The sequence below is a fragment of the Variovorax sp. GW821-FHT09A10 genome, from assembly GCF_059418385.1.
The window spans coordinates 311,146-325,191 of the sequence record NZ_JBWKPT010000003.1 but is presented as its reverse complement, the minus strand read 5'-3'; the positions used below and the strand labels follow the sequence as shown (position 1 = coordinate 325,191).

Sequence of the window (14,046 nt, the reverse complement as noted above, 5' to 3'; positions counted from 1 at the left end):
GTATTCTCGCGCTCTGGCGGGCCGGAAGATCACGCCATGGGCTGCCGATGGCTACAGTCGGCCAACTGCGGTCGTTGACAGGCGACCGCTCCCAATCCCCTCGAACGACACATGAGAACCTTGTCAGCAGCAGTCATCGCGGAGCATTTTCGGCGCACCATCCGAGGCGAGGTACCGGTCGCTGCCTCAGGGCGTCGCCCCTACAAGGGTGAAATGCAGTATGAAATGGGTGGGTGGCATGTCAGCGTGTTCTATTGCGAAGGACACCTCGACTACTGCGACAGGGCGGTGGCAGCGGACGGCAGAGAAGGTCAATACGATGATTGGACGGACAGCGACGGTCATGGGGACCCCATTTCCCTCTTGACCCTTGACGAGGCCAAGGCGCTCGAAGCCATCTTCGAGCACGCGCGCCAACCGGGGGCGTAGTTCGCGCCAGGGCCTGACGCGCATGAGCGCGCCTTTTGTGCCCGCATGAGCGACCGCTTCAAAGCGCTGAACATGAAGCCTGGAATGTCTCTTCCGGGCAAGCGATGGACGCGGGTCGCACACCCGGGTGTCTGATCGAAGCGCGCCATTCGGCACGCAGACGCGCAACCGGCTGCGGCGAAGGTCTGTCCGGCTGTGCAGGCGAAAATCGCCTGTGCCCAAGTTTGCCCTCCCGCTCCACCCGATCTCCCCGCGCCCGTGACCTCCACCGACCTCCAGGGCTTCATCCTCACGCGCCACTGGCGTGATGCACCGACCGGCACGGAGATCGAGTACTGGCTGGCCACCGAAGCCGGGCCGAGGAAAGTGGTCCTGACCTCCCGCAGCAGCGTCGCGTTCGTCGCCGCCCGACACCGGGCGGCGGTGGAAGCGCACCTCGCCGCCATGCCGGGCGTGCAGCTGCGCGAACTCGCGCTGCAGAGCTTCCAGCAGGACGCCGTTCTCGGCGTCTACGCGACGCACTTCCGCCAGCTCGGCCGCTTGGCACGCGCCCTCCAGGCGCAGGGCATTCCGTTGCTCGAAGCCGACGTGCGCCCGCACGACCGCTACCTGATGGAGCGCTTCATCACCGCCGGCGTGCGGGTGGAAGGCGGGCGGGCAGAGCGCGCCACGATCGTCGACTGCAAGCTCAAGCCCGCGCCCGAGTTCCGGCCGGTGCTGAAGGTCGTGTCGCTGGACATCGAGACGAGCCAGCATGAAGGGCTCTATTCGATTGCGCTGGATGGCACGCCGGAGCGCGTCGTCTTCATGCTCGGCGAGCCGCCGCCCGAGCCGGATGAGCCGATGGGCTTTTCGCTCGTCTACTGCCCGACCCGCAAGGCGATGATCGAGCAACTGAACGACTGGTTCGAGCGCAACGACCCCGACGTCGTCATCGGATGGAACGTCATCCAGTTCGACCTGCGCGTACTGCAGAAGACCGCCAACGACTGCGGCGTGCCGTTCCTCCTGGGACGGGAGCGCCGCCCCATCGAATGGCGCACCCATCCGGGCAAGCAGGGCTACCTGTTCGCGCCCACGCCTGGCCGGGTCATCCTCGACGGCATCGAGGCGCTCCGGGCCGCGGTGTGGAGCTTTCCGTCCTTCAGCCTCGAGAACGTCTCGCAAACGCTGCTCGGTGAAGGCAAGGCCATCGGCGACGAGTACGACAAGATGGCCGAGATCGAGCGGCGCTACCAGCACGACAAGCCCGCGCTCGCGCTCTACAACATCCGCGACTGCGAGTTGGTGCTGCGCATCTTCGACAAGGCGAAGCTGCTGCAGTTCATGATGGAGCGGGCCCAGGTCACCGGCCTGCAGGCCGACCACTTCGGCGGCTCCATTGCCGCGTTCAGCCACCACTACCTGCCGCGCATGCACCGCCTGGGCTACGTGGCGCCGAACGTGGGCGAGATTGCGAGCAAGGCCTATCCCGGCGGCTACGTGATGGACTCGAAGCCGGGCTTCTACGACTCCGTCGTGGTGCTGGACTACAAGAGCCTCTACCCCTCGATCATCCGCACCTTCCTGGTCGATCCGGTGGGCCTGGTCGAGGGCTCGAACGCCGCCGATCCGACCGGGCTCATTCACGGCCCGCAGGAGACCGTCTTCTCGCGCGACAGGCACTGCCTGCCGGAGATCGTGACCACGCTGTGGCGCGCGCGGGACGAGGCCAAGCGCGCGAAGAATGAGCCGCTGTCGCAGGCGCTGAAGCTGCTCATGAACTCCTTCGCCGGTGTGCTGGGGGCCTCCGAATGCCGGTTCTTCAACCCCAAGCTGGTGTCCGCCGTGACGCTGCGCGGGCACGAGATGATGAAGCTCACGCGCGAGTTCGTGGAAGAGCAGGGCTACGAGGCCATCTACGGCGACACCGACTCCATCTTCATCTGGCTCAAGCGCACCCACACCAACGACGAGGCACACGCCGTCGCGGTCCGCCTGGCGGCCGACATCAACGCGTGGTGGGCACGCACGCTGCGCGAGGAACAGGGCCTGGAGAGCTTTCTCGAGATCGAGGTCGACACCCACTACAAGAAGTTCTTCATGCCCACCATCCGCGGCTCGGAGGTCGGCAGCAAGAAGCGCTACGCGGGTCTCAGCGTGGATGCCGCAGGCAAGGAGGAGATGGTGTACCGCGGCCTCGAGATGGCGCGCAGCGACTGGACCCCGCTGGCGCGCCAGTTCCAGGAGGGCCTGCTGTCGCGCATCTTCCAGGGCGAGCCCTACAAGGCGTTCGTGACTGACTACGCGAGGTCGACGCTGGCGGGTGCCAAGGACGACCTGCTCATCTACCGAAAGCGCCTGCGCCATCAGCTCGATGCCTACCTGGTCAACGTGCCGCCGCAGGTGCGGGCCGCGCGCATCGCCGACGAGCACAACGGACGGATCGGCCGGCCCAAGCAGTACCAGAAGGGCGGCTGGATTCAATACGTCATGACGCGGAACGGACCGGAGCCGCTGGAAACCCGCCATTCGCGCATCGACTACGAGCACTACCTGACCCGGCAGCTGCAGCCGATTGCCGATGCCATTCTTCAGCCCATGGGAGACAGCTTCATGGCCTTGACGACCTCGCAACGCGGACTCTTCTAGCTGAAATCGCCTGATCGCGACATCGCTTCACCGCAACCCCGACTGCCGATCCGCCGCCTACACCGCGCCGTCCAACGTGTTCCGTGCGGCCGACGGCGTGTGGTTCACGCTGGTGGGCACGGGCGGGCCGATCTTTGCGCGCATCTGCCGCGCGATCGGCCGCGACGACTTGCTCACCGACGCACGCTTTGTCGACAACACCGCGCGCCTGCGCCACCTCGAGGCGCTGGACCGCATCCTGGCCGATTGGTGCGCGAGCCTGCCGTTCGCGGACCTGGCCGTGCGGCTGGACCGCGAAGACGTGCCCTACAGCAAGGTGTATTCGATCGCCGACCTGCGGGCCGACCCGCACATGCAGGCACGCGGCGCCTTCATCGACGTGCCCGACGAACAGTTCGGCACCGTGCCCGCGCCGGCGGCCGTGCCTCGCTTCGTGGGGCGCGAAGGCGTGCGGCCGGCCGCCACGGGGCCGCGCACGGGGCAGCACAACGGCGAGGTGTACGGCGGGCTGGGCCTGGGCGAGGCACAGCTCGCGGCGCTGCGCGACGCACAGGTGATCTGAGGCGCGCCTGCGCTTTCGCCCGCCCTTTCGCCCGCCCTGTCGGGTAGTCGTTTTGTCATGCACGCCCCCGCGCCGCCGCGGGGCACCTGACCCCCTCAGAAAAGGGCGCTCCGCTCATGTGCGAAAGCGGTGCGATTCCTACAGTCATCCCCATGCCGAACGCTTCTTCCCACGCCGGGAAGGCCAGCGGTTTCGGCCGGTCACCACCACCGGGGACGCCGCATGGAACCGCTCGAAGTCCTGCCGAGAACCGCCCTGAGCCTGCTGCGCGAAGACGCCGGCATGTCGTTCATGGAGTTCGCACTGATCGGTGCGCTGGTGATGGTCGTGGTGCTTCTGCTGCTGCTCGCCCTGCGGCGCAGCGCCTGAACACGGGGAGCGCGCCATGCAGGAATTCAACGCTGTCCTCGAACTGCTCGCGATGCTGGCGACCGACATCCGCATGCTGGCGCTCTTCGCGCTGCTCGGCGTGGCGGCGGTCAGCGACTGGCGTTCCTACCGCATTCCCAACTGGCTGACCTTCGGCGGTGCGAGCTTCGCCCTCATCTACGGAACGATGGCGGCACGCACGCCGACGTCGGGTGCGCTGAGCGCATTCGGTGGCCTGGGTGTGGGCTTCGCCGCGATGCTGCCGTTCTATGCGCTCGGGATCATGGGCGCGGGCGACGTCAAGCTGATGGCCATGACCGGCGCCTTCCTGGGGCCGCAGCAGACGCTGATGGCCGTGCTCTTCACTTTCATTGCGGGCGGCGTCGCGGCGCTGGCCTTCGCGATCCATCGCCGCCGCCTCGCCCACATGCTGGGCAACGTCAAGACCGCGGCGCAGGGGATGCTCATTTCCGGTATGGCGGGCGTGCGGCCCGACGGGCGCCTGCAGGCGAGCCAGTCCGTGGGCAAGTTGCCCTACGGCCTGTGCATCGCGGCGGGCACGGTGGTCCAAGTGCTGGCGCACCAGCTGGGCTTTGTCTAGCTCCTGCATGTTTCATTCCTGGCGGAGGTTCGTATGAAGAACATCAAGGCGATCGGGCTGATCTTTCTGGCCCTGCTGTTCGGGCTGGCGGCCGCGGTCTACGCGACCGGCTGGATCTCGCGGCAAAGCGGCATCGCGTCCAACAAGGTGGTCGTGGCCGCCGTCGACATCGACCTGGGCAGCCGCGTCAACGCGCAGATGCTGTCCACGGTCGACTGGCCCAGCGGCTCGGTGCCCAACGGCTCCTTCGGCGACATCAAGGCGCTGAACGACCGCGTGGTGAAGGTCGGCGTGCTGCGCGGCGAAGCGCTCATCGAGGGCAAGCTGGCGCCGGTGGGCACGCAGGGCGGGCTGTCGGCGGTGATCGCCAGCGGCAAGCGGGCCATGACGGTGCGCGTCAATGACGTGGTCGGCGTGGCGGGCTTCGCGCTGCCGGGCAACTACGTCGACGTGATGGTCAACGCCCAGCAGGAAAAGGGGCGCGGCGAAGACGCGCTGCAGATCAGCAAGACCGTGCTCGAGCAGGTGCTGGTGCTGGCCGTGGCCCAGGAGGCCAACCGCGACGACACCAAGCCGAAGGTCGTGAGCGCGGTGACGCTCGAACTCTCGCTCGAAGACTCCGAGAAGCTCGACCTGGCACGCAGCGTGGGCACCCTGTCGCTGGTGCTGCGCAACCAGATGGACAAGACCACGGTCGCCACCCTGGGCATCACCAAGGGGCAGCTGTTCGGCGAGAAGAAGGACATCGTGCCGGTCTCCACCGCGGCACCGGCCCGCCCGCGTGTGCAACGGGCGGCGCCCGCCGCCCCGCGGTCTTCCGAATGCGTGGAGGTGATCCAGAGCGCCTCGCGTTCGGTCACCTGTTTCTGATCGTTCGTCAGGAGGAACACCAAGTGCGCCCACTCACAACAACCATCGCCCGTCTGCTGGCGACCCTCGCGACCGTGGCGACACCCGCCCTGGCCGCGGAGGTCGTGGCAACCGCCCCGGTCACGGCCGCCATGCCCGCCGCCACTGCAGCCGCTGCAGCCGCCACGCCCGCCGCGGCACGGCCCGCAGCTGCCGCGGCCGGTGGCAATGCATCCACCAGCCGGCGTTGCACCGCCATCATTCCGGACGACGAGCCGACCTATGCCGTGCTCGGCAAGTCGGTGGTCATTCCGTTGAAGGCGCGCGCGGTGCGCATCGTGGTCAGCGGCCAGCCGCAGCCCCAGAGCCCGGCGCCCGCGCCGGCCGCAGCCCCGCAGGGCGCGGCGCCCGTGGCACCGCCCCCCGCGGCCCGCAGCGACGGCGTCGGCGACATCGAGGTCACGCTGCTGAGCCCGACCGACCTGTTCTTCCGGGGCCGCCAGGCCGGCTCGATGAACGTCGTGCTCCAGAGCGCCGACGGCACCTGCCACATCAAGGACGTGATCGTCACCATCGACCCCGGCGCGCTGCAGGCCAAGCTGGCGGAGCTGATGCCCGAAGAGCGCGGCATCCGCGTGCGCAGCGCCGAACGTTCCATCGTGCTCACCGGCGAGGTCAGCGACGCGCTGAAGCTCGACGACGTGATGAACCTGGCCTCGGCCTACGGCGCCGAGGGCAAGAAGGTGGTGAACCTGCTGCGCGTCGGAACGTCCCAGCAGGTGATGCTCGAAGTGAAGATCGCCGAAGTGAGCAAGACCCTGCTCGACCGGCTGGGCGCGCGCGTCGGCCTGGCGCGCACGGGCAGCGGGGGGCAGAACAACTACTCGCTCATCTCGAACTTCCTGAGCTCGGGCGGCGGGCTGGTCCAGGCGCTGCGCATCGGACGCACCGCGGTGACCATCGACGGCCAGAAGGACGACGGGCTGGTGCGCGTCCTTGCCGAGCCCAACATCATGGCCATCAGCGGCCAGCAGGCCAGCTTCCTGTCGGGCGGCAAGATCTTCATTCCGGTGGCGCAAACCGGTGGCGGCGGCAACGGCACCACCATCACGCTGGAAGAGAAGGAGTTCGGCATCGGCGTCAAGTTCATGCCGACGGTGCTCAACGGCGACCGCATCAACCTCAAGATGGTGTCCGAGGTGTCGGACCTGTCGCAGACCGGCTCGCCCTTCACCACGGTCGGTGGCGTGACGTCCGTGCTGCCCTCGCTCACGGTGCGGCGTGCCGACACCACGGTGCAGCTTAACGACGGCCAGAGCTTCGTCATCGCCGGGCTCATCAAGAGCAACGCGACCGAAGCGATCAAGCGTTTCCCGGGGCTGGGCGAAGTGCCGGTGATGGGCGCGCTGTTCCGCAGCACCGAGTTCCAGAACGAGCAGACCGAGCTGATGTTCGTCATCACGCCGCGCCTGGTGCGCCCGCTGGCCCAGTCGCCGCGCGTGCCGACCGACAACCACGTCCCGCCCAGCCGCGCCGAGGTCTACCTCAACGGGGCCCTCGAAAGCAGCACCCCGGCCCCGGCCGCCCCGGCCAGCGAAACCCCGTGAGGAGTAACCGCCATGTTCATCAGATCGACCACCCTTGCGCTTGCATGCCTTCTGGCGACCGGCTGCTCCAGCGTGACACCCCACTACGACGCGCGCTTCGGCGACGCGGTGCGGGACGCCAAGAAGAAGATGACGCTGAACCCGAACGCCGGCAAGAACGGCGACCCGGTGATGGGCATGGACGGCCGCGCGGCGCGCGAGTCGATGGTGCAGTACCAGGACTCTTACAAGACCCCGCCGCCGGTGACCAACGTCATCAACATCGGCGGGCAGATCGGTGGTCAGGGCGGCGGCTCGGGGAAATGACAGACCGCGTGAGGCGGATTCATTCCATTCGAGTCTTCACATGGAAAGGAGAACGCGACGAATTGCAATGAAATTTTTCCACCACCACTCTTTTTCGAACCCGATTTCCAACTGTTCAAACCTTGAAAGGAAAGAACCATGAAAAACTTTCTGAAGGCCATCGGCCAATCGACACGCGGCTTCATGCTCGAGGAAGAAGGCGCACAGGTCGTCGAGTACGCGCTGATCATCGCGGTCGTCTCGATCGCACTGGTCGTCGCGCTGAAGGCGCTCACCGCCAACGGCGGCGGCTTCTCGCTCTTCATCGATCGCGTGAAGACTTGCCTGACTTCCACGACCGGCGGTTGCGTGTAAGTAGTTGGCGGGGCGAGCCGGGGCACGCTCCAGGCTCGCCGCCTCCACGTATCGGACCCGCATTCTTCTCAACAGGAAAGGAGTAGTCCCATGTTCAAGCCATTCTTGCAGGACGAGAGCGGCGCTCAAGTGGTGGAGTACGCGCTGATCATCGCAGTCGTCTCGATCGCTCTGGTCGTCGCGTTGAAGGCGCTCACCGACAACGGTGGCAGCTTCTCGCTCTTCATCGATCGAGTGAAAACCTGCCTGACATCGACGACCGGTGGTTGCGTGTAGGTAGTTCGGCGGGCGATCCGGGGCATGCGCCACGCTCGCCGCCTCCCTTATCGAGTCCGCATTCTTTTCAATGAAAAAGGAGCAGTCCCATGTTCAAGTCCTTTTTGAAAGAAGAGGGCGGTGCTCAGGTGGTGGAGTACGCGCTGGTCATCGCCGTGATCTCTATCGTGCTGATCATCGCGCTGCGACCACTGGTCACCGACACCGGTCTCAGCGATCTCGTTGATCGCGTCTTGACTTGCTACGGCGGCGTCAACTGCGCCTGAAGCGCAGGCTTTTTCAAACTGCCACTTCTGCACAGAAAGCCGATCATGAAAGCCCGCCGCTCCCCTCGCCGCCAGCGCGGCGCGATGATCATCACGGCCGCGCTGTTCCTGCTGTTCCTGCTCGGGTTCATGGGCATTGCGCTCGACTTCGGCCATTTGTTCGTCGTCAGGACCGAGCTGCAGACGGCGGTGGACAGTTGCGCACTGGCCGCGGCGCGCGAGCTCGATAAATCGAGCTCGGCGATCACGCGGGGCAAGAGCGCCGGCCAGACGGCCGGCAATGCGAACCCGGTGAACATGCAGTCGGCCACCTGGCGCGGGGAAGGCCAGATCGTGGCCGCAGAAGTCACGTTCCGCGATGCCTCCTATGCGTCCACGATCGATCCTGCCGTGGCCGTCTACGCGCAATGCACGCACAGCCAACCCAACATCAAGATGTGGCTGCTGCAGGCCATCGGCGCCTTCTCGGGCGATACCGCCGGCAACCCCGCGACACGCAGTGTGGCGGCGAGCGCCGTCGCCACCCGCGCAAGCGCACAGACCGCATGTCCCATTCCGGTCGCGGCGAAGCCGAAGCCGGGCGGCGCGGCACCGAACTACGGCTTTGCCGTCGGCGAATGGGTGACGCTCATCATGGCGCAGAACGCGGCCACGGGTGGCCAGATCGGCTGGGCCAACCTCGACGGCAGCAACAGCGCCTCGGAAACCGAAAGCGAACTCAACGGCCGCTGTGGCGCCAGGGTGGGCGACACGATCGGAACCCCCGGCGTGCAGACCTCGGTGGCCGACACCTGGAACTACCGCTTCGGCATCTACAAGAACAGCGGCGATCCGAGCGTGAGCCGGCCCGACTACACCGGCTATGCCTACACCGCGCTCAACTGGCCCGCGAAGTTCAACGCCTACAAGGGCGCACCGGGCCCAGGCGCAGACCCGACCGCCCAGAATTTCGTGACCAAGCGGGCCGCCTTCGCGTCCTGCGCCGACACTGGCACCAAGGTGAAGGGCTCGAACAGCTGCGAGTCGATCACGGGGCTGTCGCTCAACAGTTTCCAGAAGCTGGCCACGCCCGGCAACGTGGCTGGAGGCCACATGCAGTACGGCATGGACCGCCGCTTCGTCACGGTGCCGGTCATCGACGGCGGCAACCACGTGATCGACTACCTCTGCATGCTGATGCTGCAGCCGCTGAGCATTCCGATGACCGACACGCAACTCGAATTCCTCGGCAACGCGGGAGCCGTCGCCAGCCCCTGCACCACCGGCGGGCTGGCCGGTGGATCCGCAGGCCCGCTGGTTCCGGTCCTGGTGAGGTGAGCATCATGAAAAAGTCCCGTCGCACCCAGCATGGCGCCGCGCTGATCGAGCTGGCGCTCATCACGCCGGTGCTGTTGTTGCTGACCTTCATCACCACCGAGTTCGGCCGCGCGGTGTACGAGTACAACGCGGTCGTCAAATCGACCCGCGATGCGGTGCGCTACCTGTCGGTGCAGACACCCAACACGCACGTCACCGAGGCGCGCAACCTGATCGTGTACGGCAATACCGCCGGCACCGGAGCGCCGCTGGCACGCGGGCTGAGCCTTTCGAACGTGCCCGCCGGCAGCTGCTGCACCTGGCAGGCGGCCGGGGCCAACCCGATCATCACCACGGTCACGGTGCGCGTCAGCAGCTACGCCTTTCATTCGCTGTTCCCTTCGGTGATGGGCGTCGTTTTCACCGGTGCGAACGGCAACATCGTCTTCAGCGACATCACCGCCACCATGAGGGCTGCGTCATGAGACACCACATCAAGGGCGCGACCACCGTCGAGTTCGCGCTGGGCCTGCTCATCTTCCTGATGCTCGTTCTGGGCATCGTCGATTTCTCGCGCATGCTGTTCACCTGGAGCGCGGCCCAGGAGGCCACGCGCGCGGGCGCCCGGTATGCGGTGGTGTGCGACGACACCGCCTACCAGGCCCAGGTGCTCGCCCGGATGCGGGCGCTGCTGCCGCAGATCAGCACGGTGTCGGTGACGTGGGCGCCTTCGGGCTGCACGGCGGCCACGTGCCAGGGCGTCACCGTCAGCATCACCGGCCTGAACTACCAGTGGATTTCTCCCATCGTGGGCGCCGCCGGGCCGCTGATCCCCATGCCCGGGTTCTCCACGTACCTGCCGCGCGAGGTCATGCGCAAGGACCCGAACAGCGCGGCCATCTGTTCCTAACAGCACACCGGACACGACCATGAAGATCGCCATCGTTTCCCCCAATCCGAACCACCTGCAGGACATGCGCAAGGTGCTGGAGCCGCGCGGCCATGCCGTGTCGCTCTTCGAAGGCGGCAAGAGCCGGATGCAGGCGGTCGTCGAGAAGGTCGCGCCGGACCTGCTGCTGGTCGACGGCATGTGCTGCGACCCGCAGGAGCTTTCGCTGGTGGAGGCCCTGACCTTGCGGCACCCGGCGGTGGCGGTGGTGCTGCTGTGCGCCATGCAGACGCCCGAGTTCCTGATCCACGCGATGCGCGCGGGCGTGCGCGAGGTGCTGCCGTCGCCCGCTGACACCACTGCGCTCGAAGCGGCTGTCGGCCGCATCGCGCTCAAGATGGCCGGCTCGCAGGCGCGCAGCCCCGGGCGCGTGGTGGCGTTCATGCCCTGCAAGGGCGGCAGCGGCGCGACCTTTCTTGCGACCAACATCGCGCACCAGCTGTCGCGGGAGCGCTCGGTGCTGCTGATCGACCTGAACCTGCAGTTCGGCGACGCGCTGTCGTATGTGAGCGACCTGCGCCCGACCTCGACGATGGCCGACGTGGCGCGCGACATCGGACGCCTCGATGCTTCGCTGCTGGCGGCGAGCGTGGTGCGCGTGTCGCCCAGCTACAGCGTCCTGCCCGCTCCCGAGGACCTGGCGCGCGCGATGGACGTCAAGGCCGAGCACATCGACGCCATCCTGCAGGTGGCGCTCGCGCAGTACGACTTCGTGATCTTCGATCTCGGCACGCGCATCGACACGCTCACGCTGCGCGTGCTCGACCGCGCGGAGCGCATCTTTCCGGTGCTGCAGACCAGCCTGCCGCACATCCGCAACGTGACGCGCCTGATGCAGGTGTTCAAGTCGCTCGGCTACGCCCCCGGCAAGGTTGAGCTGCTGGTGAACCGCAGCACAGGCGGCGGCGAGATCGGGCTGTCGGACATGCGCCGGTCGCTGCCCGGCGCGACGTTCACGACGGTGCCGGACGGCGGCAAGGACGTCGATGCGTCCATCAACCGCGGCGTGCCGCTGTCGGAGATGTCGCGCGGCAGCGCGCTCGCCAAGCGCCTCGACGAGATCGCCCACACGCTCAGCCCGCGGCCGGAAGCAACACCCGGCTTCATGGGGCGGCTGTTCCGCCGTGCCTGAGACCACGCGGATTTCCATCCATACCCAGGCGGAGGTGCCAACCATGTCATTCAGGGACCAACTCAATGCGATCGACGGCGATGCCGGCGCGCGCCCGGCGGGGCCGGTCGTCGAGCTGACGGCGTCGCCTTTCGCCTCGGACACCTACAAGCTGCTGAAGGAGCGCATGCACCTGAAGCTGCTGGAGCGCTTCGACCTGGCGGCGCTCGAAACCCTGCAGCCTGACGCGCTGCGCCAGGAAATCTCGACCATGGTCGGGCGGCTGCTGCAGGAAGAGCCCGAGGCGCTCAACGACATCGAGCGGCGCACGCTGATCCGCGACATCCAGCACGAGATGCTGGGCTTCGGGCCCATCGAGCTGCTGATGGCCGATCCGACCGTGTCGGACATCCTGGTCAACTCGCCGGACCAGATCTACGTGGAGCGCCGGGGCCGGCTGGAGCTGACCAACGTGAGCTTCACCGATGAGAAGCACCTGCTGCGCATCATCGACAAGATCGTCTCGCTGGTGGGGCGGCGCATCGACGAGTCCAGCCCCATGGTCGATGCGCGGCTGCCCGACGGGTCGCGGGTCAACGCCGTCATCGCGCCGGTGGCGCTGGACGGGCCGATGATGTCGATCCGCCGTTTCGCGAAGATCCCGCTGCGCATGAGCAACCTGGTGAGCGACCTCAAGTCGCTCACGCCGCCGATGGCGCAGATGCTCGAGGGCCTGGCCCAGGCCAAGGTCAACATGCTGATCTCGGGCGGCACCGGGGCAGGGAAGACCACGCTGCTGAACATTCTCTCGGGCTTCATTCCGGAGACCGAGCGCATCATCACCATCGAGGATGCGGCCGAGCTCCAGCTGCAGCAGCCGCACGTCGCGCGCATGGAGACGCGACCGATGAACATCGAAGGCAAGGGCGAGATCACGCAGCGCGCGCTGGTGCGCAACGCGCTGCGCATGCGGCCCGACCGCATCGTGATCGGCGAGGTGCGCGGCGCCGAAGCGGTCGACATGCTGCAGGCCATGAACACCGGCCACGAAGGCTCGCTCACCACCATCCACGCCAATTCGCCGCGCGATGCGCTGGCCCGGCTGGAAAACATGATCGGCATGGCCAACCTGAACCTGCCGCACCGCACCGTGCGCCAGCAGATCGCCTCGGCGATCACGGTGGTGGTCCAGGTGCTGCGGCTGGTCGACGGGCGGCGCAAGGTCACCAGCATCCAGGAGATCACCGGCATGGAGGGCGAGATCGTCACCATGCAGGAGGTCTTCACCTTCCACCAGACGGGCATGGGCCCCGACGGCCAGGTGCGCGGTCATTTCCACGCGACCGGCGTGAGGCCGAAGTTCATGGAGCGGCTGCACGCGTACGGCGTGGACCTGCCCGACAGCATCTTCGATCCCGAGAAGCACTACGAATAGGAGCGCGCCATGTTCGAAAACCTGGGGGGTGACACGCTGATCACGGTCACGGTGCTGGTCTTCGTGACCGCGCTGCTCATGATCGAGGGGCTCTACCTGCTGTGGCGGTCCTACAAGGGGCCCGACGCACGCAAGATCGAGAAGCGTCTGCAGGCGATGTCCGCCGCGGTCGACCGCACGCCGCAGGCGCATCTCGCCAAGGAGCGCATGCTCAGCGATGTGCCGTGGATGCAGCGCCAGTTGCTGGCGCTGCCGCGGGCGCACCGGCTGGACCGCTTCATCCTGCAGGCGGGGCTGGACTGGACGGTGTCCAGCTTCCTGCTGGCCTGCGGGGCGCTCGGCGTGTTCGCGTTCTGCGCCGTGTGGGCGGCGCATCAGCCCCTGGTGCTGGCGCTTCTCGCCGGGGCCGTGGCGGCGGTGCTTCCCGTGCTGTACCTGCAGCATCAGCGCAGCCACCGGCTGGAGCGCCTCGAAAAGCAGCTGCCGGACGCGCTGGACCTCGTGACGCGCGCCCTGCGCGCGGGCCACTCCTTTGCCAGCGGCGTGCAGATGATCGGCGAGGAAATGCCCGAGCCGATCGCCAGCGAGTTCCGCCTGGTGGCCGACGAGGTGAACTTTGGCGTCTCGCTGCAGCAGGCGCTGACCAACCTCAGCGAGCGCGTGCCGCTCACCGACCTGCGCTACTTCGTGGTGTCGGTGCTGATCCAGCGCGACTCGGGCGGCAACCTGACGGAGGTGCTGGGCAACCTGAGCCGGCTCATCCGCGAGCGCTTCAAGCTGCTGGCGCGGGTGCGGGTGCTGTCGTCGGAAGGGCGGCTGTCGGCCTGGATCTTGGGCGTCATGCCGTTCGCTCTGGCGGCGCTCATGAACGTCTTCAATCCCGAGTTCATGTCGCCGCTGTGGACCGACCCGATCGGCGAGACGGTGCTGCGCTACATGCTGGTGCTGATGCTCGTGGGCATCGTGCTGCTGCGCAAGATCGTGAAGATTCACGTCTGAAGGAGA

17 protein-coding genes are annotated in these 14,046 nt (G+C 67.1%); all 17 read left to right on the top strand.

The genetic code is table 11. The annotated features are described in order from the left end of the window. Nucleotides 1–120: 120 nt before the first annotated feature. Complete coding sequence (locus tag AC07Q9_RS14845; protein ID WP_495310367.1) at nucleotides 121–429, top strand: DUF7693 family protein; 309 nt, start codon at nucleotides 121–123, stop codon at nucleotides 427–429. A gap of 258 nt (nucleotides 430–687) precedes the next feature. Further along, complete coding sequence (locus AC07Q9_RS14840) at nucleotides 688–3,060, top strand: DNA polymerase II (RefSeq protein WP_495310365.1); 2,373 nt, start codon at nucleotides 688–690, stop codon at nucleotides 3,058–3,060. Between the two features lie 10 nt (nucleotides 3,061–3,070). Continuing rightward, a complete protein-coding gene (locus AC07Q9_RS14835; protein ID WP_495310800.1) occupies nucleotides 3,071–3,622 on the top strand; it encodes a CoA transferase in 552 nt (183 codons plus the stop codon). A 222-nt stretch (nucleotides 3,623–3,844) separates the two neighbouring features. Further along, entirely contained in the window at nucleotides 3,845–3,991 is a 147-nt protein-coding gene (locus AC07Q9_RS14830) for a hypothetical protein (RefSeq protein WP_180288527.1), read from the top strand. 16 nt (nucleotides 3,992–4,007) lie between these two features. After that, nucleotides 4,008–4,592 carry an A24 family peptidase gene (locus AC07Q9_RS14825; protein ID WP_495310363.1) on the top strand — a complete coding sequence of 195 codons (585 nt, stop codon included), beginning with the start codon at nucleotides 4,008–4,010 and terminating at the stop codon, nucleotides 4,590–4,592. A gap of 33 nt (nucleotides 4,593–4,625) precedes the next feature. Further along, complete coding sequence (gene cpaB / locus AC07Q9_RS14820; protein ID WP_489058576.1) at nucleotides 4,626–5,462, top strand: Flp pilus assembly protein CpaB; 837 nt, start codon at nucleotides 4,626–4,628, stop codon at nucleotides 5,460–5,462. 131 nt (nucleotides 5,463–5,593) lie between these two features. Then, the gene (locus AC07Q9_RS14815) at nucleotides 5,594–7,048 is read left to right on the top strand and encodes a type II and III secretion system protein family protein (protein ID WP_495310798.1); all 1,455 of its coding nucleotides are present in this window, start codon (nucleotides 5,594–5,596) and stop codon (nucleotides 7,046–7,048) included. Nucleotides 7,049–7,060: 12 nt separating this feature from the next. Further along, the gene (locus tag AC07Q9_RS14810; protein WP_489058575.1) at nucleotides 7,061–7,354 is read left to right on the top strand and encodes a hypothetical protein; all 294 of its coding nucleotides are present in this window, start codon (nucleotides 7,061–7,063) and stop codon (nucleotides 7,352–7,354) included. A gap of 138 nt (nucleotides 7,355–7,492) precedes the next feature. Next, complete coding sequence (locus tag AC07Q9_RS14805; RefSeq protein WP_070061166.1) at nucleotides 7,493–7,708, top strand: Flp family type IVb pilin; 216 nt, start codon at nucleotides 7,493–7,495, stop codon at nucleotides 7,706–7,708. A gap of 90 nt (nucleotides 7,709–7,798) precedes the next feature. After that, nucleotides 7,799–7,984, top strand: a complete 186-nt coding sequence (locus AC07Q9_RS14800; protein WP_489058574.1) for a Flp family type IVb pilin — start codon at nucleotides 7,799–7,801, stop codon at nucleotides 7,982–7,984. A gap of 89 nt (nucleotides 7,985–8,073) precedes the next feature. Next, nucleotides 8,074–8,250, top strand: a complete 177-nt coding sequence (locus tag AC07Q9_RS14795) for a Flp family type IVb pilin (RefSeq protein ID WP_070061164.1) — start codon at nucleotides 8,074–8,076, stop codon at nucleotides 8,248–8,250. Nucleotides 8,251–8,295: 45 nt separating this feature from the next. Beyond that, nucleotides 8,296–9,567, top strand: coding sequence for a pilus assembly protein TadG-related protein (locus AC07Q9_RS14790; RefSeq protein WP_495310360.1), 1,272 nt, complete (start codon nucleotides 8,296–8,298; stop codon nucleotides 9,565–9,567). A gap of 5 nt (nucleotides 9,568–9,572) precedes the next feature. Then, the gene (locus AC07Q9_RS14785) at nucleotides 9,573–10,031 is read left to right on the top strand and encodes a TadE/TadG family type IV pilus assembly protein (protein WP_489058572.1); all 459 of its coding nucleotides are present in this window, start codon (nucleotides 9,573–9,575) and stop codon (nucleotides 10,029–10,031) included. Further along, nucleotides 10,028–10,456, top strand: a complete 429-nt coding sequence (locus tag AC07Q9_RS14780; protein ID WP_492676526.1) for a TadE/TadG family type IV pilus assembly protein — start codon at nucleotides 10,028–10,030, stop codon at nucleotides 10,454–10,456. The genes AC07Q9_RS14785 and AC07Q9_RS14780 overlap by 4 nt, the downstream gene beginning before the upstream one ends. Before the next feature lie 19 nt (nucleotides 10,457–10,475). Next, nucleotides 10,476–11,627: a CpaE/TadZ family protein gene (locus AC07Q9_RS14775; protein ID WP_495310358.1), complete on the top strand. Its 1,152-nt coding sequence runs from the start codon at nucleotides 10,476–10,478 to the stop codon at nucleotides 11,625–11,627. Nucleotides 11,628–11,670: 43 nt separating this feature from the next. Then, nucleotides 11,671–13,041: a TadA family conjugal transfer-associated ATPase gene (locus AC07Q9_RS14770; protein ID WP_495310356.1), complete on the top strand. Its 1,371-nt coding sequence runs from the start codon at nucleotides 11,671–11,673 to the stop codon at nucleotides 13,039–13,041. Between the two features lie 9 nt (nucleotides 13,042–13,050). Further along, nucleotides 13,051–14,040, top strand: a complete 990-nt coding sequence (locus tag AC07Q9_RS14765) for a type II secretion system F family protein (RefSeq protein ID WP_489058568.1) — start codon at nucleotides 13,051–13,053, stop codon at nucleotides 14,038–14,040. Nucleotides 14,041–14,046 lie beyond the last annotated feature (6 nt).

Excerpts from the sequence above, each read along its gene's own strand:
- AC07Q9_RS14780 (WP_492676526.1), top strand. The coding sequence starts at position 10,028 with ATGAGACACCACATCAAGGGCGCGACCACCGTCGAGTTCGCGCTGGGC.
- AC07Q9_RS14770 (WP_495310356.1), top strand. The coding sequence starts at position 11,671 with ATGTCATTCAGGGACCAACTCAATGCGATCGACGGCGATGCCGGCGCG.
- AC07Q9_RS14785 (WP_489058572.1), top strand. The coding sequence starts at position 9,573 with ATGAAAAAGTCCCGTCGCACCCAGCATGGCGCCGCGCTGATCGAGCTG.
- AC07Q9_RS14805 (WP_070061166.1), top strand. The coding sequence starts at position 7,493 with ATGAAAAACTTTCTGAAGGCCATCGGCCAATCGACACGCGGCTTCATG.
- AC07Q9_RS14830 (WP_180288527.1), top strand. The coding sequence starts at position 3,845 with ATGGAACCGCTCGAAGTCCTGCCGAGAACCGCCCTGAGCCTGCTGCGC.
- AC07Q9_RS14825 (WP_495310363.1), top strand. The coding sequence starts at position 4,008 with ATGCAGGAATTCAACGCTGTCCTCGAACTGCTCGCGATGCTGGCGACC.
- AC07Q9_RS14795 (WP_070061164.1), top strand. The coding sequence starts at position 8,074 with ATGTTCAAGTCCTTTTTGAAAGAAGAGGGCGGTGCTCAGGTGGTGGAG.
- AC07Q9_RS14810 (WP_489058575.1), top strand. The coding sequence starts at position 7,061 with ATGTTCATCAGATCGACCACCCTTGCGCTTGCATGCCTTCTGGCGACC.
- AC07Q9_RS14765 (WP_489058568.1), top strand. The coding sequence starts at position 13,051 with ATGTTCGAAAACCTGGGGGGTGACACGCTGATCACGGTCACGGTGCTG.
- AC07Q9_RS14790 (WP_495310360.1), top strand. The coding sequence starts at position 8,296 with ATGAAAGCCCGCCGCTCCCCTCGCCGCCAGCGCGGCGCGATGATCATC.
- AC07Q9_RS14815 (WP_495310798.1), top strand. The coding sequence starts at position 5,594 with ATGCCCGCCGCCACTGCAGCCGCTGCAGCCGCCACGCCCGCCGCGGCA.
- cpaB (WP_489058576.1), top strand. The coding sequence starts at position 4,626 with ATGAAGAACATCAAGGCGATCGGGCTGATCTTTCTGGCCCTGCTGTTC.
- AC07Q9_RS14800 (WP_489058574.1), top strand. The coding sequence starts at position 7,799 with ATGTTCAAGCCATTCTTGCAGGACGAGAGCGGCGCTCAAGTGGTGGAG.
- AC07Q9_RS14775 (WP_495310358.1), top strand. The coding sequence starts at position 10,476 with ATGAAGATCGCCATCGTTTCCCCCAATCCGAACCACCTGCAGGACATG.